This window comes from Streptomyces sp. ATexAB-D23, from assembly GCF_000373645.1.
Lineage (GTDB): Bacteria > Actinomycetota > Actinomycetes > Streptomycetales > Streptomycetaceae > Streptomyces > Streptomyces castrisilvae.
Genome location: NZ_KB892079.1, coordinates 169,865 through 186,661 on the forward strand (window position 1 = coordinate 169,865; position 16,797 = coordinate 186,661).

The following is a 16,797-nucleotide window of genomic DNA, read 5'->3' on the forward strand; positions in this document are numbered from 1 at the left end:
AGGGTGCAAAGCCGACAGCCGTCGCAACCCAGGGAGTACATCCATGGCCTCGTCGCCGACCTCTTCCGCCGACAGCCGGAACCGAGCCACAGCCCTCCGTGAGGCGCTCGCCACCCGAGTGGTGGTGGCCGACGGAGCCATGGGCACCATGCTCCAGGCACAGGACCCCACGCTCGCCGATTTCGAGAACCTCGAAGGCTGCAACGAGATCCTGAATCTCACCAGGCCCGACATCGTGCGCTCCGTGCACGAGGCGTACTTCGCGGTCGGCGTCGACTGCGTCGAGACCAACACCTTCGGCGCCAACACGGCGGCCCTCGGCGAGTACGACATCCCCGAGCGGGTCCACGAGCTGTCCGAGTCCGGTGCGCGGATCGCCCGCGAGGTCGCGGACGAGTTCACCGCGTCCAGCGGGCAGCAGCGCTGGGTGCTCGGCTCCGTGGGCCCCGGCACCAAGCTGCCGACCCTGGGCCACGTGCCGTACAGCACCATCCGGGACGGCTTCCAGGCGAACGCCGAGGGCCTGGTCGCCGGCGGCGCCGACGCGCTGATCGTCGAGACGACCCAGGACCTCCTGCAGACCAAGGCCGCGATCCTCGGCGCCCGCCGCGCCCTGGACGCCCTGGGCAGCGACCTGCCGCTGCTGTGCTCGCTCGCCTTCGAGACGACCGGCACCATGCTGCTGGGCTCCGAGATCGGCGCGGCCCTGACCGCCCTGGAGCCCCTCGGGATCGACATGATCGGCCTGAACTGCTCGACCGGGCCGGCCGAGATGAGCGAGCACCTGCGCTACCTCACCCGCCACTCCCGCATCCCGCTGCTCTGCATGCCCAACGCCGGACTGCCGGTCCTCACCAAGGACGGCGCGCACTTCCCGCTCGGCCCGGAGGGGCTGGCCGACGCCCAGGAGACGTTCGTCCAGGAGTACGGGCTCTCGCTGGTCGGCGGCTGCTGCGGTACGACCCCGGAGCACCTGCGCGAGGTCGTCGAGCGGGTGCGCGGCGCCGCCCCCGCGACCCGCGACCCGCGCCCCGAGCCCGGCGCCGCCTCGCTCTACCAGACGGTTCCCTTCCGGCAGGACACCTCGTACCTGGCGATCGGCGAGCGTACGAACGCCAACGGGTCCAGGAAATTCCGCGAGGCCATGCTGGAGGGCCGCTGGGACGACTGCGTGGAGATGGCGCGAGACCAGATCCGTGAGGGCGCGCACATGCTCGACCTGTGCGTCGACTATGTGGGCCGCGACGGTGTCGCCGACATGGAGGAGCTGGCCGGCCGGTTCGCGACCGCCTCGACCCTGCCGATCGTCCTGGACTCCACGGAGCTGCCCGTACTCAGGGCCGGTCTGGAGAAGCTGGGCGGGCGTGCGGTCCTCAACTCCGTCAACTACGAGGACGGTGACGGGCCCGAGTCCCGCTTCGTCAAGGTCACCCGGCTGGCGGCCGAGCACGGCGCCGCGCTGATCGCGCTGACCATCGACGAGGAGGGCCAGGCCCGCACCGCCGAGCACAAGGTCGCCATCGCCGAACGGCTCATCGCGGACCTGACGGGCAACTGGGGCATCCAGGAGTCGGACATCCTGATCGACACCCTGACCTTCACCATCTGCACCGGGCAGGAGGAGTCCCGCAAGGACGGTGTCGCCACCATCGAGGCCATCCGCGAGCTGAAGAAGCGCCATCCGGCCGTGCAGACCACGCTCGGTCTGTCGAACATCTCCTTCGGCCTCAACCCGGCCGCCCGGGTCGTGCTGAACTCCGTCTTCCTGGACGAGTGCGTCAAGGCCGGTCTCGACTCCGCCATCGTGCACGCCTCGAAGATCCTGCCGATCGCCCGGCTGGAGGAGGAGCAGGTCAAGGTAGCCCTCGACCTCGTCTACGACCGCCGCGCCGAGGGCTACGACCCCCTCCAGAGGCTCATGGAGCTGTTCGAGGGCGTCAACATGAAGTCCATGAAGCAGGGCAAGGCCGAGGAGCTGCTCGCCCTGCCGCTGGACGAGCGCCTCCAGCGCCGCATCATCGACGGCGAGAAGAACGGCCTGGAGGACGACCTCGCCGAGGCCCTCCGGGACACGCCGGCCCTGGACATCGTCAACAACACCCTCCTGGCGGGCATGAAGGTCGTCGGTGAACTCTTCGGCTCCGGGCAGATGCAGCTGCCCTTCGTCCTCCAGTCGGCCGAGGTCATGAAGAGCGCGGTGGCCTACCTGGAACCGCACATGGAGAAGACCGACGCCGAGGGCAAGGGCACCATCGTCCTGGCCACCGTCCGCGGCGACGTCCACGACATCGGCAAGAACCTCGTCGACATCATCCTGTCCAACAACGGCTTCAACGTCGTCAACATCGGCATCAAGCAGCCCGTCTCCGCGATCCTGGACGCCGCCGAGGAACACAAGGCCGACGTCATCGGGATGTCCGGCCTCCTGGTCAAGTCCACCGTGATCATGAAGGAGAACCTGGAGGAGCTGAACCAGCGCAAGCTGGCCGCCGACTACCCCGTCATCCTCGGCGGCGCCGCCCTGACCCGCGCCTACGTCGAACAGGACCTCCACGAGATCTACGAGGGCGAGGTCCGCTACGCCCGCGACGCCTTCGAGGGCCTGCGCCTGATGGACGCGCTCATCGCCGTCAAGCGCGGCGTCCCCGGCGCCACCCTCCCCGAGCTGAAGCAGCGCCGCGTCCCCAAGCGCGACACCCCGGTGCTGGAGGTCGAGGAGCCCGAGGAGGGCGTGCGCTCCGACGTCTCCGTCACCAACCCGGTGCCCACCCCGCCGTTCTGGGGCAGCCGGGTCGTCAAGGGCATCCAGCTCAAGGAGTACGCGTCCTGGCTGGACGAGGGCGCCCTGTTCAAGGGGCAGTGGGGCCTCAAGCAGGCCAGGGCCGGCGACGGACCGACCTACGAGCAGCTCGCCGAGAGCGAGGGCCGCCCGCACCTGCGCGGCTGGCTGGACAAGCTGCACACGGAGAACCTGCTGGAGGCGGCCGTCGTCTACGGCTACTACCCCTGCGTCTCCAAGGGCGACGACCTGATCCTGCTGCACGAGGACGGCTCGGAACGCACCCGCTTCACCTTCCCGCGCCAGCGCCGGGGCCGCCGCCTGTGCCTGGCGGACTTCTTCCGCCCCGAGGAGTCCGGCGAGACGGACGTCATCGGGCTCCAGGTCGTCACCGTCGGCTCGAAGATCGGCGGCGAGACCGCCAAGCTCTTCGAGGCCAACTCCTACCGCGACTACCTGGAGCTGCACGGCCTCTCCGTCCAGCTGGCCGAGGCCCTCGCCGAGTACTGGCACGCCCGGGTCCGCTCGGAACTGGGCTTCGCGGGGGAGGACCCGGCCGAGGTCGAGGACATGTTCGCCCTGAAGTACCGGGGCGCGCGCTTCTCGCTGGGCTACGGCGCCTGCCCCGACCTGGAGGACCGGGCGAAGATCGCGGACCTGCTCCAGCCGGAGCGGATCGGGGTCCACCTCTCCGAGGAGTTCCAGCTGCACCCCGAGCAGTCCACCGACGCGATCGTCATCCACCACCCGGAGGCGAAGTACTTCAACGCGCGGTAAGGAGCCGTTCGCCGCGCGGCAGCCGATCACGCCGTACACTGGTCGGTCCAGTGCAGGCCGGTCGCCCTTCCTCCGGGACGGGCGGCCGGCCTTCTCGTCCCTCATGGAAGGTGTGCCGGATGACCAGTACGGTTCCCGCGTCCTTGACCCGTACGGCCGAGGGCGCTGCCCTCCAGGCCGTCCTCCTCGACATGGACGGCACCCTGGTCGACACCGAGGGCTTCTGGTGGGACGTCGAGGTGGAGGTCTTCGCCGACCTCGGACACCGGCTGGACGAGGCGTGGCGCGAGGTCGTCGTCGGGGGGCCGATGACCCGCAGCGCCGGCTACCTCGTGGAGGTCACCGGGGCAGACGTCACCCTGGACGAGCTGACCGTGCTGCTCAACGACCGGTTCGAGAAGCGCATCGGCCGCGGCGTGCCCCTGATGCCGGGCGCGGCCCGTCTCCTGGCCGAACTGCACCGGCACGAGATCCCCACCGCCCTCGTCTCCGCCTCGCACCGCCGCATCATCGACCGCGTCCTGGACTCGGTGGGCCGCCACCACTTCGCGCTCACCGTCGCGGGCGACGAGGTCACCCGCACCAAGCCGCACCCCGAGCCCTACCTCACCGCCGCGCGCGGCTTCGGTGCCGACCCCCGGCTGTGCGCCGTCATCGAGGACACCGCGACCGGCGTCGCGGCGGCGGAGGCCGCGGGCTGCCGGGTCGTCGCCGTCCCCTCGGTCTCCCCGATCGCGCCCGCCGAGGGCCGGGTCGTCGTGGGCTCCCTCGAAGAGGTCGACCTCGCGTTCCTCAGGGGCCTGATCACCTGAACGGACCAGGGCCCGGCCCGGCCGCCGAGCCCCCCGCGAGGGCCTGCGGCCCCGCCTCACTGGGCGCCGGGACGCACCAGACCGCTCTCGTACGCGTACACCGCGGCCTGCACGCGGTCGCGCAGCCCCAGCTTCGTCAGCACATGGCCCACATGCGTCTTCACCGTCGTCTCGCTGACGAACAGGTCAGCGGCGATCTCCGCGTTCGACAGGCCGCGCGCCACCAGCTTCAGGACCTCCACCTCGCGGTCCGTCAGCGTGTGCAGCGTGTCCGGCACCGGCTCCTCGCCGGACGGCAGGTGGTCCGCGTACTTGTCCAGGAGGCGGCGCGTCACGCTCGGGGCGAGCATCGCCTCGCCGCCCGCCACCACCCTGATGGCCTGCACCAGCTCATCGGCCGGCGCGTCCTTCAGCAGGAAGCCGCTCGCACCGGCCCGCAGCGCCTCCACCACGTACTCGTCGAGGTCGAACGTGGTCAGCACCAGCACCTTGGCCGGACCGTCCCGGCCGGGACCGGTGATCTGGCGGGTCGCCTCGACGCCGTCCATCCGCGGCATCCGGATGTCCATCAGCACCACATCGGGCTGGAGCGCACGCACCTGGTCGAGAGCCTGGAGGCCGTCACCGGCCTCGCCCACCACCGCCAGATCGCCCTCGGCCTCCAGAATCATCCGGAAGCCGGTGCGCAGCAGCGGTTGGTCGTCGACCAGAAGGACGCGGATAGCCACCAGATCTCCTCAATGCCCGTCAAGGGCCACAGGCCGGCCGGCCTCAGCCCGGACCGGGTCCATTCTGCCCTGGTCATCCTCCGCCGTATCCGCCGGGCGCACGGTCAGCGGATAGACCGGGGGAGTCCCCCCGAATTCGGGACAGAGCGCCTGGTGATCGCACCAGCCGCACAGCTTCGTCGGCCGCGGCCGCCACTCGCCCGTCCGCGTGGCCAGCGAGATCGCCTCCCACAGCGCCAGCAGCTTGCGCTCCACCCGCTCCAGATCCGCCACGACCGGGTCGTACGTCATCACGTCACCGCTGCCCAGATAGACCAGCTGGAGCCGGCGCGGCACCACGCCCTTCAGCCGCCACACGACCAGGGCGTAGAACTTCATCTGGAACAGGGCGCCCTCCGCGTACTCCGGACGCGGCGCCTTCCCCGTCTTGTAGTCGACGATCCGGACCTCGCCCGTCGGTGCCACATCGATCCGGTCGATCACCCCGCGCAGCCGCAGCCCCGACTCCAGCTCCGTCTCCACGAACAGCTCGCGCTCCGCCGGTTCGAGCCGCGTCGGGTCCTCCAGCGAGAACCAGCGCTCCACCAGCCGCTCCGCCTGCGCCAGCCACTGCGCGAGCCGCTCGCCCTCCGGATCCTCCGCGAAGAGCTCCGAGAGCTCCGGCTTCGACTCCAGCAGCCGGTCCCACTGCCCCGGAACCAGCGCCGTCGCCCGGCCGGGCGTGCGCTCCGCCGCCGGATTGTCGAACAGCCGCTCCAGCACCGCATGGACCAGCGTCCCCCGGGTAGCGGCCTCACTGGGCTTCTGGGGCAGCTTGTCGATGACCCGGAAGCGGTACAGCAGGGGGCACTGCATGAAGTCACTCGCCCGCGACGGAGAAAGCGACGAGGGCGGCTGCGGCTGCGGCGGAACGGAGGTCATGACGAAGACCCTACGACCCGCCACTGACACCAACCGGCATACCATCGACCACAGACCCTCGAACACTGCATGATCGTGCCGAAAGGCACCGAACCGAAGGGACCTCGTGGACGAGAGCGGCGACAGCCGGCGGCCGCAGCCCGGCCCAGGGGGAGCGGGCCCCGGCGACGACCCCGGCAAGGGCACGCCCCGACGCCGGGAGGATCCGGGAGGCGGCATCCTCATGGGCCGCCCCTTCGGCGTGCCCGTCTACGTCGCCCCCAGCTGGTTCGTGGTGGCGGCCCTGATCACCTGGGTCTTCGGCGGCCAGCTCGACCGGGTCCTGCCCGACCTCGGCGCCGCCCGCTACCTCGTCGCGCTCTTCTTCGCGGTCGCCTTCTACGCCTCCGTACTCGTGCACGAACTCGCGCACACGGTCGCCGCCCTGCACTACAAGCTCCCGGTCCGCCGCATCCAGCTCCAGTTCTTCGGCGGCGTCTCCGAGATCGAGAAGGAGTCCGAGACCCCCGGCCGCGAATTCGTCCTCGCCTTCGTGGGCCCGCTGCTCTCCCTCGTCCTGGCCGGCGTCTTCTACGTACCGCTGCTCTTCGTCGAGCGCGGCACCGTCCCCGCCGTCCTGCTCGGCGGCCTGATGATCTCCAACCTCATCGTCGCCGCCTTCAACCTCCTGCCCGGCCTGCCGCTCGACGGCGGCCGCATGCTCAGGGCCGTCGTCTGGAAGATCACCGGCAAGCCGATGAGCGGCACCGTCGCCGCCGCCTGGGTCGGCCGCGCCCTCGCCGTCATCACCCTCGTCGGCCTGCCGCTGCTCACCCGTACCGGGGCCCTCGGCAACGACCCCGGCGAGATCAGCGGCATGGAAACCGTCACCGACGCCCTGCTCGCCGCGATCCTCGCCGCCATCATCTGGACCGGTGCGGGCAACAGCCTGCGCATGGCCCGGCTCCGTGAACACCTCCCCGACCTGCGCGCCCGCAGCCTCACCCGGCGCGCCGTCCCCGTCGAGGCCGCCACCCCGCTCTCCGAGGCCCTGCGCCGCGCCAACGAGGCGGGTGCCCGCGCCCTCGTCGTCGTGGACGGCACCGGCGCGCCCAAGGCCCTCGTCCGCGAGACGGCCATCGTCGGCATCCCCGAACACCGCCGCCCCTGGGTCGCCGTCAGCGGCCTCGCCCAGGACCTCACCGACGGCATGAAGGTCTCCGCCGAACTCGCCGGCGAAGCCCTCCTGGACCGCCTCAAGGCCACCCCCGCCACCGAGTACCTCGTCGTGGAGGAGACCGGGGAGATCTACGGCGTGCTCTCCACCGCCGACGTCGAACGGGCCTTCGTGGCCGCCATGGCCCGCCCCGCCGCCTGACACCCGCACGCCTGTACGGACGGGCGGTCGGCGTCCCCCGAAACACCGGTACGCTGGTCACATGTCTGAACCGACCGGTGCCGCCCGCCGACGCGGGCCCTTCAAGGTCGGGGACCAGGTCCAGCTCACCGATCCCAAGGGACGCCACTACACCTTCACGCTCGAAGCCGGAAAGAACTTCCACACCCACAAGGGTTCTTTCTCGCACGACGAGCTGATCGGTGCTCCCGAGGGCAGTGTTGTCCGTACCACGGGAAACGTCGCCTACCTCGCGCTGCGCCCCCTGCTCCCCGACTACGTCCTGTCCATGCCCCGCGGCGCCGCCGTGGTCTACCCGAAGGACGCGGGGCAGGTCCTCGCCTTCGGCGACATCTTCCCCGGCGCCCGTGTCGTGGAAGCGGGCGTCGGCTCGGGCGCGCTCTCCACCTTCCTGCTCCGTGCCATCGGCGAACAGGGCATGCTGCACTCCTACGAGCGCCGCGAGGACTTCGCCGAGATCGCCCAGCAGAACGTCGAGCGCTACTTCGGCAGCCCCCACCCGGCCTGGCAGCTCACGGTCGGCGACCTCCAGGACAACCTCACGGACACCGACGTGGACCGCGTCGTGCTGGACATGCTGGCCCCCTGGGAATGCCTGGAGGCCGTCTCCAAGGCGCTCGTCCCCGGCGGCATCCTCTGCGCGTACGTCGCCACCACCACCCAGCTCTCCCGGACGGTCGAGTCCATCCGTGAGATCGGCTGCTTCGCCGAACCGCAGCCCTGGGAATCGATGATCCGCAACTGGCACGTCGAGGGTCTCGCCGTCCGCCCGGACCACCGCATGATCGGCCACACCGGTTTCCTCGTCACCGCCCGCAGGCTCGCCGACGGCGTCCAGGCCCCGGCCCGCCGCCGCCGCCCCTCCAAGGGCGCCTACGGCGAGGACTACGACGGACCCGGCAGCCAGAGCGGCTCCGCCCGCGACTGACCTCCCGCGCAACGCACCGGCGCCGCCGCCGAGTTCCCGGACCGACCCGGGGCTCGGCGGCGGCGCCCTTTCGCTCCCCGGACCGGTACGGGAGGCCGCCGGCCTTCCCACCCCACCGTTCCGCTGCCGTGTGAGGTGTGGCACGATGCTGGCCACCCCCGCACCGCCGACGCCGAGGCGGCGGCACCGCCTCATCCGGCATCCCGCACCACAGGAACCACAGGAGACATCCCGCGTGCAGCCCTCCGAGCTCCCGGACCTCGCGCACACCGACACCAGGCCCATGCACTGGTTCGCCACAGCGGCCGCCATGGCCGCCGTCGTCGCCGCGGCCGGTCTGCTCCAGCCCGACGCGCGCGCCTCGGCCTCGACACCCCACCCCACCACCCACGCGACCGCCCCGGCCGCCGCGCCCGACCCGGCGAAGGCGGCCTTCCCGCTCGACTGCGGCGGGGCCGGCACCACCGTGGTCAAAGAGGCCCCCGGCGACCTCGACGGCGACGACCGGCCCGAGACCGTCGCCGTCGTCCACTGCACGGCCGGAGCCGGCACCCCGCCCAGCGGCGTCTACGTCCTCACACAGGGAAGCGGGGCCGCACCCAGGATCGTCGCGACCCTGGTGGACCCCGCCCAGCAACTGAGCGTCGGCGACTTCACGGTCCGCGACCGCGTCATCTCCGCCACGCTCCTCGGCTACTCCTCGCCCTCCGTGCCCTCCTGCTGCCCCGATCAGCAGGAGAAGGTGACCTGGCAGTGGCAGAACGGCGCCTTCATCCGCACCAGCCAGACCGCCGAACCCTCCGACGAGGGCATCTGACCCCCCGCCCGGCAGCCGCGGATCAGGCCGCCTCGGGCCCGTACACCTCGACCCTGTCCGAAACACGCCGCACATGGATGCAGTCGCCCGGACACTCCTTCGCCGAGTCGACGACGTCCTGCAACAGCGGCAGCGGCACCGGCGTGGTCGCGCCCTTGTCCTGGAGCAGCTCGTCCTCGTCGCTCTTCACGTACGCCAGACCGTCGATGTCCAGCTCGAACACCTCGGGTGCGTACTGCACGCAGATCCCGTCCCCCGTGCAGAGGTCCTGGTCGATCCAGACCTCAAGGTCCTGCCCCTCGCCATCGGTGGGAGCGTCCTGCCGCGCGGTCATGTCGCCTGCCGTTTCCTGCGTATCCGGACCGGAAAATGCCGACCCTGACGGGTGTTGAACGCTTCGACGATACAACCGGCGGCTTTCCGATGTTGAACGGTGGGTATTCACCTGTGACGAGGGAGAGCGCAAGGGTGAAGATCGGACACACCCCACAGTCTTTGTGATCTAGGGGTTTCAATCACCACCCACCCAGGTAGGGTCAGGAAGCGTCCAGCTCCCCTTGGAGGAGGTGAGGACCGTGGCAGCCCACGACGACGACATCAACCGCGGCACCCGGCCCGGCCGGGGGTCCGAAGACCCAGCCGGCCAGGTCGCCTATCTTGAGCAGGAAATCGCCGTCCTGCGACGTAAGCTCGCCGACTCTCCGCGGCATACGAGGATTCTCGAAGAGCGGATCGTCGAGTTGCAGACCAACCTCGCAGGCGTGTCCGCCCAGAACGAACGGCTCGCCGGCACGCTGCGCGAGGCCCGCGACCAGATCGTGGCCCTCAAGGAGGAGGTCGACCGGCTCGCACAGCCACCGGCCGGCTTCGGCGTGTTCCTGCAGGCCAACGAGGACGGCACCTGCGACATCTTCACCGGGGGCCGCAAGCTCCGGGTGAACGTCAGCCCCAGCGTCGAGCTCGAAGACCTCCGGCGCGGCCAGGAGGTCATGCTCAACGAAGCGCTCAACGTGGTCGACGCCATGGAATTCGAGCGGGCCGGGGACATCGTCACCCTCAAGGAGATCCTTGAGGACGGCGAACGCGCCCTGGTCATCGGGCACACCGACGAGGAGAGGGTGGTGAGGCTCGCCGAGCCGCTGCTGGACATCACCATCCGCCCCGGCGACGCCCTGCTGCTCGAACCCAGGTCCGGCTACGTCTACGAAGTCGTTCCCAAGAGCGAGGTCGAGGAACTTGTCCTCGAAGAAGTACCGGACATCGACTACGACAAGATCGGCGGCCTGGGCGACCAGATCGAACTGATCCGCGACGCCGTCGAACTTCCCTATCTCCACCCCGACCTCTTCCGCGAGCACGAGCTGCGCCCGCCGAAGGGCATCCTGCTCTACGGCCCGCCCGGCTGCGGCAAGACGCTCATCGCCAAGGCCGTCGCCAACTCCCTCGCGAAGAAGGTCGCGGAGGTCACCGGCCAGCCCGCCGGAAAGAGCTACTTCCTCAACATCAAGGGCCCCGAACTCCTCAACAAGTACGTCGGCGAGACCGAGCGCCACATCCGCCTGGTCTTCCAGCGTGCCCGCGAGAAGGCGAGCGAGGGCACCCCCGTCATCGTCTTCTTCGACGAGATGGAGTCCCTCTTCCGCACCCGTGGATCGGGCGTCAGCTCGGACGTGGAGAACACCATCGTCCCCCAGCTGCTCGCCGAGATCGACGGCGTCGAGGGCCTGGAGAACGTCATCGTCATCGGCGCCTCCAACCGCGAGGACATGATCGACCCCGCGATCCTGCGCCCCGGCCGGCTCGATGTGAAGATCAAGATCGAGCGTCCGGACGCGGAGGCCGCGAAGGACATCTTCGCGAAGTACCTCACCCCCTCCCTGCCGCTGCACTCGGACGACCTGGCCGAGCACACCGGCTCCAAGGAAGCCGCCGCCCACGCCATGATCCAGTCGGTCGTGGAACGGATGTACACCGAGTCCGAGGAGAACCGCTTCCTCGAAGTCACGTACGCCAACGGCGACAAGGAAGTCCTGTACTTCAAGGACTTCAACTCCGGCGCGATGATCCAGAACATCGTCGACCGGGCCAAGAAGATGGCCATCAAGGCCTTCCTCGACCAGGGCCAGAAGGGCCTTCGGGTCTCCCACCTCCTCCAGGCGTGCGTGGACGAGTTCAAGGAGAACGAGGACCTGCCGAACACCACCAACCCGGACGACTGGGCCCGTATCTCCGGCAAGAAGGGCGAGCGGATCGTCTTCATCCGCACGCTCGTCACCGGAAAGCAGGGCGCGGACACCGGCCGCTCCATCGACACGGTGGCGAACACCGGGCAGTACCTGTAGAAGGCGTACTGGCTGCGGATGCCCGCCGGGCATCCGCAGCCCGTTGCTTTCCGGACAGCCGCGGCGACACCGCGGCAATGTCGACGCAATTGATCTCCCCACCGGCACAGAGGCGTTCTAGGCTCTGGCGTACCGCCCGTTCACGCAGCGCGGCACGGGCGGACCGCGCACGCACCGAAGAAGCAGCGGTACTTGAGCGCCGCCCCGGAAGGGAGCGCCGCCGGGCAAGGAGGGCCGCATGACCGTACGGCGAGTAATGGGCATCGAGACCGAGTACGGGATCTCCGTACCGGGACACCCCAACGCCAATGCCATGCTCACCTCGTCCCAGATCGTCAACGCCTACGCGGCGGCGATGCACCGGGCGCGGCGCGCCCGCTGGGACTTCGAGGAGGAGAATCCGCTGCGGGACGCGCGAGGCTTCGACCTCGCCCGCGAGACAGCCGACTCCAGCCAGCTCACGGACGAGGACATCGGCCTGGCCAATGTGATCCTCACCAACGGGGCCCGGCTCTACGTCGACCACGCACACCCCGAGTACAGCTCCCCGGAGATCACCAACCCCAGGGACGCGGTCCTGTGGGACAAGGCCGGCGAGCGGATCATGGCCGAGGCCGCCGAGCGCGCGGCCCAGCTGCCGGGCGCCCAGCCCATCCATCTCTACAAGAACAACACCGACAACAAGGGCGCCTCCTACGGCACGCACGAGAACTACCTGATGAAGCGGGAGACCCCGTTCTCGGACATCGTGCGGCACCTGACGCCGTTCTTCGTCTCACGGCAGGTGGTCACCGGCGCCGGACGGGTCGGAATCGGCCAGGACGGCCACGAGCACGGCTTCCAGCTCAGCCAGCGCGCGGACTACTTCGAGGTCGAGGTCGGCCTGGAGACCACGCTGAAGCGCCCGATCATCAACACCCGCGACGAGCCGCACTCCGACGCCGAGAAGTACCGCCGCCTGCACGTGATCATCGGCGACGCGAACCTCTCGGAGATCTCCACCTACCTCAAGCTGGGCACCACCTCGTTGATCCTGTCCATGATCGAGGACGGCTTCATCAACGTCGACCTGGCCGTGGACCAGCCGGTGCGTACCCTGCACCAGGTCTCCCACGACCCGGAGCTCCGGCAGCTGATCACGCTGCGCAGCGGCCGGACACTCACCGCGGTGCAGTTGCAGATGGAGTACTTCGAGCTGGCCCGCAAATACGTCGAGGAGCGGTACGGGCCGGACGCGGACGAGCAGACCAAGGACGTCCTCGGCCGGTGGGAGGACACCCTCAACCGGCTGGAGAACGATCCGATGAGCCTGGCCGGCGAGCTGGACTGGGTCGCCAAGCGCCAGCTCATGGAGGGCTACCGGCGCCGTGACGGCCTGGACTGGGACGCGGCTCGCCTGCATCTGGTGGACCTCCAGTACGCCGACGTACGCCCCGACAAGGGCCTGTACAACCGTCTGGTGGCCCGGGGGCGGATGAAACGCCTGCTCGACGAGAACGAGGTCCAGCGGGCCCGTACGGCGCCTCCGGAGGACACCAGGGCGTACTTCCGCGGCCGCTGTCTCGAACAGTACGCGGACGACGTCGCCGCGGCCTCCTGGGACTCGGTCATCTTCGACCTGCCGGGCCAGGACTCGTTGCAGCGCGTGCCCACGATGGAGCCGCTGCGCGGCACCCGCGAACACGTGCAGGGCCTTCTGGACCGGTGCCGTACGGCTCAGGAGCTGGTCCAGGTCCTGTCGGGCGGCTGAAAGGGCTCCCGGCTGGGAATCATTCCGATGACCTCCGGACGTTGAGACAAGTACCGGGCCAATGTCGGACCCCATGGGTAGGGTCTGATCAAGTGCTTTCGAACCGAGCGGGGTGAGCTAGATGGCGACCAAGGACACCGGCGGCGGACAGCAGAAGGCGACGCGTTCCACCGAGGAGGCCGAGGAGCAGGCGCAGGACGCGCAGGGCTCCGAAGACCTCAAGGAGCGCCAGGAGAAGCTGAGCGACGACGTGGACGACGTCCTCGACGAGATCGACGACGTGCTCGAGGCCAACGCAGAGGACTTCGTGAGGTCATTCGTTCAGAAGGGCGGGGAGTAGTCGGCCCGGAGCCGGCGGCAGGTGTGTGCGGTGCGGGCGGACGCCCGCACCGCACACCGCGGGCAGGGACCGAGCGACCGGTCCGATTGCCCCCGCCTCATATGTGGATCACTGCCACCGGACGGGTAGGGTCCGGGGCGTACCGTGCTTCAACTGCAATTCGGCCATCGGCAAGTTGGGAGATGATCCTGACGCCTTGCGCAGGGCCATCGCATACCTGGAGGGAAACGCGTGGAAGCCAACACTCGTAGCACCGGGCGTCTACCAGCTGCCTTCCTGACGCCGGGGTCGTCCTCCTTCATGGACTTCCTGTCCGACCAGGCGCCCGGGATGCTGCCGGGCAACCGGCAGACGCCGCCCATGAAGGGGGCCATCGAGGCGCCCCACGGCACGACGATCGTGGCGGCCACCTTCCCCGGCGGTGTCGTGCTCGCCGGGGACCGGCGGGCGACCATGGGCAACATGATCGCGCAGCGCGACATCGAGAAGGTCTTCCCGGCCGACGAGTACTCGGCCGTGGGCATCGCCGGTACGGCCGGTCTCGCCGTGGAGATGGTCAAGCTCTTCCAGCTGGAGCTGGAGCACTTCGAGAAGGTGGAAGGCGCCCAGCTCTCCCTGGAGGGCAAGGCGAACCGGCTCTCCACGATGATCCGCAGCAATCTGGCGATGGCCATGCAGGGCCTGGCCGTCGTCCCGCTCTTCGCCGGCTTCGATGTCGACAGGGGGCGCGGGCGGATCTTCAGCTACGACGTCACCGGCGGGCGTTCCGAGGAGCACGGGTACGCCTCCACCGGCTCCGGCTCGATCTTCGCCCGTGGCTCGATGAAGAAGCTCTACCGCGAGGACCTGACGGAGGAGCAGGCGCTCACCCTGGTCGTCCAGGCGCTGTACGACGCGGCGGACGACGACTCGGCGACCGGCGGCCCGGACGTGGCCCGGCGGATCTACCCGATCGTCACCGTCATCACCGACGAGGGCTTCCGGCGGCTGACCGAGGCGGATTCCGCCGAGATCGCGCGCTCGATTCTGGAACGCCGCCTGGAACAGCCCGACGGCCCGCGCGCCGCGCTGCTCTGAGCGTTCGTATCCAGGCCTCTTCGATGCTCCTGCCACTGACAGAAAGGGACGGATAGCCGGTGTCGACGCCGTTCTATGTCTCACCTCAGCAGGCCATGGCCGACCGGGCGGAATACGCCCGGAAGGGCATCGCCCGTGGTCGCAGCCTGGTTGTGCTGCAGTACGCCGACGGAATTGTGTTCGTCGGCGAGAACCCGTCCCGCGCGCTGCACAAGTTCAGCGAGATCTATGACCGGATCGGCTTCGCCGCGGCCGGTAAGTACAACGAGTACGAGAACCTCCGCATCGGCGGAGTGCGCTATGCGGATCTGCGTGGATACACCTATGACCGTGACGATGTGACCGCGCGTGGACTGGCGAACGTCTACGCGCAGACGCTCGGCACCATTTTCTCCAGTGCGGCCGAGAAACCGTACGAGGTGGAACTGGTGGTCGCCGAGGTCGGCTCGGAGCCGGAGGGCGACCAGATCTACCGGCTGCCGCACGACGGCTCGATCGTGGACGAGCACGGCTCGGTCGCGGTCGGCGGCAACGCGGAACAGATCAGTACGTTCCTGGATCAGCGCCACCGTGACGGGATGTCGCTCGCCGAGGCGCTGAAGCTGGCGGTGCAGGCGCTGTCCCGAGACCCCAACGGCAGCGAGCGGGAGATCCCCGCCGAGCGGCTGGAGGTCGCGGTCCTGGACCGTACGAGGCCGCAGCAGCGCAAGTTCAAGCGGATCGTCGGCCGGCAGCTGGCCCGGCTGCTGGAGGCGGACGCCTCGGCCTCGACGCCGACGGACGCCCCGTCCGACACGGAGGACGGCGACGGCGCGGACACCCCCGCGGCCACGGCGGACCCGAAGGGTGCCAAGGGCGCGAAGGGTACGAGCGACACCACCGATTCCGGCGGGGACGTGGAGTAGCGGTTCGCTCCGCCCTCGCGGCGACGCTCCGGCCCCGGTCCGCCTTTCCCGGGCGGGCCGGGGCTCCGTCATGCGGTCGGAGGGCCGGGCGGCGGGGCCGATGATCCCCGGACGACCAGCCGCACCGGCAGGCTGCCCGGCTGGGCCCGTCGGCCGGCCAGGACGGCCAGCAGGGCGGCCATGCCGCGCTCGCCGACCTGTTCGGCGGGCAGTTGCACGGTGGTCAGTTCCGGCTCCACGGCCGTGGCCAGGGCCAGATCGTCGAAGCCGGTGACCGAGAGGTCGTCCGGCACCCGCAGCCCGAACCGGCGGGCGGCCTTGCAGGCACCCGCCGCCAGGATGTCGTCGTCGCACACGACCGCGGTGGGCCGGGTCCCCGGAAGCGCCAGCGCGTGCTCCGCCGCCTCGCGCCCCGCCCGTACGTCCAGCGCGGCGGACGCGGTGCGCACCTCGGTGCCCGGGACCTCGCGCAGCGCCGTGTGCAGGGCTTCGGCGCGGGCCGTGAACGTCCAGGTGTCGACGGCCGACGCGAGGTGGAGGAAGCGGCGGTGGCCGAGGGCGAGCAGGTGGCGGGCCACCTGGCGCATCCCGTCGGCGATGTCGAGGTTGACCCGGGCGGCGGGGCCGGGCGCCGAGGGGTCGCTGTCCAGCATCACCAGCGGGACGTCCGCGCCGTGCAGGGCGTCGAGCGCGTCGGCGGCCATGGACGAGGCGATGACCCCGTCCAGCGCGGCGCGTGCCGAGGGGAAGGGGTCGCGGGCCGGGCCCGTGCCGTCGGGCGAGGGGTAGAGGACGACCCCGAAGCCGTGCTCGGCGGCGACCGCGGCGGCTCCGGTGTAGACCCGGGCGAAGAACTCGTTGGTGAGGGCGGGGACGACCAGGAGGGCCGTCCGGGTGCGGCCCAGGCGCAGATTGCGGGCGGCGAGGTTGGGCCGGTAGCCGAGACCGCGGGCGGTGTCGCGCACCCGTGCGGCGGTGGTCTCGGAGACCCTGCCCCGCCATTTCTCGCCGAGGACCAGGGAGACCGTGGCCTGGGAGACGCCTGCGGCCCGCGCCACGTCGCGGCTGGTGGGCCGGGGCGGGCCGGGCGGTGCTGGGCTGGTCACGCGGGCCTCCGGGCCGGTCGGGGCAGGCCCGTGCGGTGGACCTGAGGACGGGCTCATGGTACGTATGAACCCGGTAGTTATACGTAAAACCTCGCCGCCCGAACGGGCTTCCGGGGGAG

Annotated in this window: 15 protein-coding genes; 11 read left to right on the forward strand and 4 right to left on the reverse strand. The window is 70.2% G+C overall.

The annotated features are described in order from the left end of the window. Window positions 1-43 precede the first annotated feature (43 nt). Window positions 44-3,556 (forward strand): methionine synthase, encoded by a 3,513-nt coding sequence (gene metH, locus B082_RS0133475; RefSeq protein WP_018556140.1) that lies wholly within the window; start codon window positions 44-46, stop codon window positions 3,554-3,556. 119 nt (window positions 3,557-3,675) lie between these two features. Next, complete coding sequence (locus tag B082_RS0133480) at window positions 3,676-4,368, forward strand: HAD family hydrolase (RefSeq protein ID WP_018556141.1); 693 nt, start codon at window positions 3,676-3,678, stop codon at window positions 4,366-4,368. Window positions 4,369-4,424: 56 nt separating this feature from the next. Here B082_RS0133480 and B082_RS0133485 read toward each other — a convergent pair whose 3' ends face one another. Together B082_RS0133485 and B082_RS0133490 are read right to left on the reverse strand one after the other, a co-directional pair. Beyond that, a complete protein-coding gene (locus B082_RS0133485; RefSeq protein ID WP_018103734.1) occupies window positions 4,425-5,096 on the reverse strand; it encodes a response regulator in 672 nt (223 codons plus the stop codon). A gap of 9 nt (window positions 5,097-5,105) precedes the next feature. Next, window positions 5,106-5,951: a PD-(D/E)XK nuclease family protein gene (locus tag B082_RS0133490; RefSeq protein ID WP_018556142.1), complete on the reverse strand. Its 846-nt coding sequence runs from the start codon at window positions 5,949-5,951 to the stop codon at window positions 5,106-5,108. 172 nt (window positions 5,952-6,123) lie between these two features. On the opposite strand from B082_RS0133490, the gene B082_RS0133495 reads away from it, so the two are divergent. The 3 genes from B082_RS0133495 to B082_RS0133505 all read left to right on the forward strand — a co-directional run bounded on the left by B082_RS0133495 (window position 6,124) and on the right by B082_RS0133505 (window position 9,158). After that, window positions 6,124-7,374: a site-2 protease family protein gene (locus tag B082_RS0133495; protein ID WP_026250449.1), complete on the forward strand. Its 1,251-nt coding sequence runs from the start codon at window positions 6,124-6,126 to the stop codon at window positions 7,372-7,374. A 61-nt stretch (window positions 7,375-7,435) separates the two neighbouring features. Next, a complete protein-coding gene (locus B082_RS0133500) occupies window positions 7,436-8,341 on the forward strand; it encodes a tRNA (adenine-N1)-methyltransferase (protein WP_018556144.1) in 906 nt (301 codons plus the stop codon). 235 nt (window positions 8,342-8,576) lie between these two features. Continuing rightward, the gene (locus tag B082_RS0133505) at window positions 8,577-9,158 is read left to right on the forward strand and encodes a hypothetical protein (protein ID WP_018556145.1); all 582 of its coding nucleotides are present in this window, start codon (window positions 8,577-8,579) and stop codon (window positions 9,156-9,158) included. 22 nt (window positions 9,159-9,180) lie between these two features. Here the strand turns inward: B082_RS0133505 and B082_RS0133510 are convergent, their stop codons facing one another. Next, window positions 9,181-9,492, reverse strand: a complete 312-nt coding sequence (locus tag B082_RS0133510; protein WP_018556146.1) for a ferredoxin — start codon at window positions 9,490-9,492, stop codon at window positions 9,181-9,183. Window positions 9,493-9,733: 241 nt separating this feature from the next. Between B082_RS0133510 and arc the strand changes: the two genes are divergently transcribed. The 6 genes from arc to prcA all read left to right on the forward strand — a co-directional run bounded on the left by arc (window position 9,734) and on the right by prcA (window position 15,572). Further along, complete coding sequence (gene arc / locus B082_RS0133515) at window positions 9,734-11,500, forward strand: proteasome ATPase (protein ID WP_026250450.1); 1,767 nt, start codon at window positions 9,734-9,736, stop codon at window positions 11,498-11,500. Between the two features lie 238 nt (window positions 11,501-11,738). Beyond that, on the forward strand, window positions 11,739-13,250 hold the full coding sequence (gene dop / locus B082_RS0133520; protein WP_026250451.1) for a depupylase/deamidase Dop: 1,512 nt from the start codon (window positions 11,739-11,741) through the stop codon (window positions 13,248-13,250). Window positions 13,251-13,371: 121 nt separating this feature from the next. Next, on the forward strand, window positions 13,372-13,590 hold the full coding sequence (locus tag B082_RS0133525; protein WP_018556149.1) for a ubiquitin-like protein Pup: 219 nt from the start codon (window positions 13,372-13,374) through the stop codon (window positions 13,588-13,590). Window positions 13,591-13,615: 25 nt separating this feature from the next. Continuing rightward, the gene (locus B082_RS38540) at window positions 13,616-13,870 is read left to right on the forward strand and encodes an endonuclease VII domain-containing protein (RefSeq protein WP_267885859.1); all 255 of its coding nucleotides are present in this window, start codon (window positions 13,616-13,618) and stop codon (window positions 13,868-13,870) included. After that, window positions 13,822-14,667 carry a proteasome subunit beta gene (gene prcB / locus B082_RS0133535; RefSeq protein WP_026250452.1) on the forward strand — a complete coding sequence of 282 codons (846 nt, stop codon included), beginning with the start codon at window positions 13,822-13,824 and terminating at the stop codon, window positions 14,665-14,667. The genes B082_RS38540 and prcB overlap by 49 nt, the downstream gene beginning before the upstream one ends. A gap of 59 nt (window positions 14,668-14,726) precedes the next feature. Further along, window positions 14,727-15,572 (forward strand): proteasome subunit alpha, encoded by an 846-nt coding sequence (gene prcA, locus B082_RS0133540; RefSeq protein ID WP_026250453.1) that lies wholly within the window; start codon window positions 14,727-14,729, stop codon window positions 15,570-15,572. A gap of 68 nt (window positions 15,573-15,640) precedes the next feature. Here the strand turns inward: prcA and B082_RS0133545 are convergent, their stop codons facing one another. Continuing rightward, complete coding sequence (locus B082_RS0133545) at window positions 15,641-16,678, reverse strand: LacI family DNA-binding transcriptional regulator (RefSeq protein ID WP_018556152.1); 1,038 nt, start codon at window positions 16,676-16,678, stop codon at window positions 15,641-15,643. Between the last annotated feature and the right edge of the window lie 119 nt (window positions 16,679-16,797).